Annotated in this window: 1 protein-coding gene; it reads right to left on the reverse strand. The window is 64.2% G+C overall.

Features of this window, described 5'->3' with window-relative positions; all coding sequences use genetic code 11:
• Positions 1-1,070: ISNCY family transposase (locus NMG80_RS05070; RefSeq protein ID WP_254017130.1), on the reverse strand; the 1,070-nt coding region annotated here is incomplete at its 3' end.
• Positions 1,071-1,211: the final 141 nt, after the last annotated feature.

Consider the following 1,211-nt stretch of genomic DNA (forward strand, 5'->3'; position numbering starts at 1 on the left):
TTGGCGCGGCTGGCATAGCCGCCATCGGCGGCCGCCTGACGTGGCGGCTCGCCATATCGGTCGATGTGGCGCTGAAGCATCGGCAGCAACCGCTCGCTGTCGGCCGGATTGCCGGCTTCGACGATGAGGTCGAGAACCATGCCGCTCCTGCCCGTCGTCAGGTTGAGCTTGTGGCCATAATGGACATCGCGGCCGCCCTTGACGATGATGTCGGCATGCGGTTCGAACAGGCTGACCAGCTTCTCGGCGGCCGGCACCGCCTCGCCGGCCAGCACCCGCCGCTCGGTCTGGGCGATGATCTGCTCGATCAGCGGTCGATAGTGGCGCAGTTGCTCCTGCCAGACGATAACGTCCAGGTCAGCCGCCGGGGTCAGCCGCTCCGCCGCCTGTCGGAGATAGCCCAGCGTCGTGCGGGTGATCCCGAGCAATTCGCGATAGAGTTGAACCCGTTTCGGGCGGCCGCGGGTGTATTGGATCGCCCGCGCCCGCTTCTTGGCCGCGCGGCAGTGATCGTGCCAGGAAAGCGCGCCGCTGCCCAATTTATCCGCCTGCCGCAGCAGGCGAACCATCACCCGCATGGCGTCCCACAACAGGCTGCTGTCGCTCGGCTCGTGGATGAGAGCTGCGGTGACGGTGCTGTCCACACGTATCACGCTGCCGCTTTCCAGCTTCTCGTGGCGGGCGCTCGAAAGCAGCACCTCGTTGATGTCTTCCCAGGTCGAGGCCCGGATCGCGCTGATCGTCTTGTGCAGGACCGACTTCTTCGGGCTCCATCCCCATGGCAGCCGGGCAAATGCCCGGAACGAGGCGGAGTCCTCAAGGTGGAAAGCCAGTTCCTGGTAGCTGAACTGGCGATGCTGCTTGAGCAGCGCGCAGCGCAGCACCGCCTCCGCCGGCAGGCCCTCGCGGCCGGTCTCCTTGACCCCGTGCCGGCGCAGGTCGGCGGCGACCAGCCCGGTCAGGTGACGCTGCTCGTCCAGCCAATCGGACATGCCCTTCAGCTCACGGCCGATCTCGTGTCCGGCGAAAAGATCGAATACACTGGCTTGGACGGTGCGTTCTTGGCGCATTGTCGGCTCCGGGGGTGGCAGAAAACGCTTTGGAATCAGTGGTATGATGCCAAAGTGTATCTGAAACCGCCGGAGCTTTCCTGCGGAAAACTACGATTCCTCAAATAATTTCAATAGCTTGCCGTTTATGGACGCACACTA

This window comes from Mesorhizobium escarrei, assembly GCF_935825525.1.
Taxonomy (GTDB): domain Bacteria; phylum Pseudomonadota; class Alphaproteobacteria; order Rhizobiales; family Rhizobiaceae; genus Mesorhizobium; species Mesorhizobium escarrei.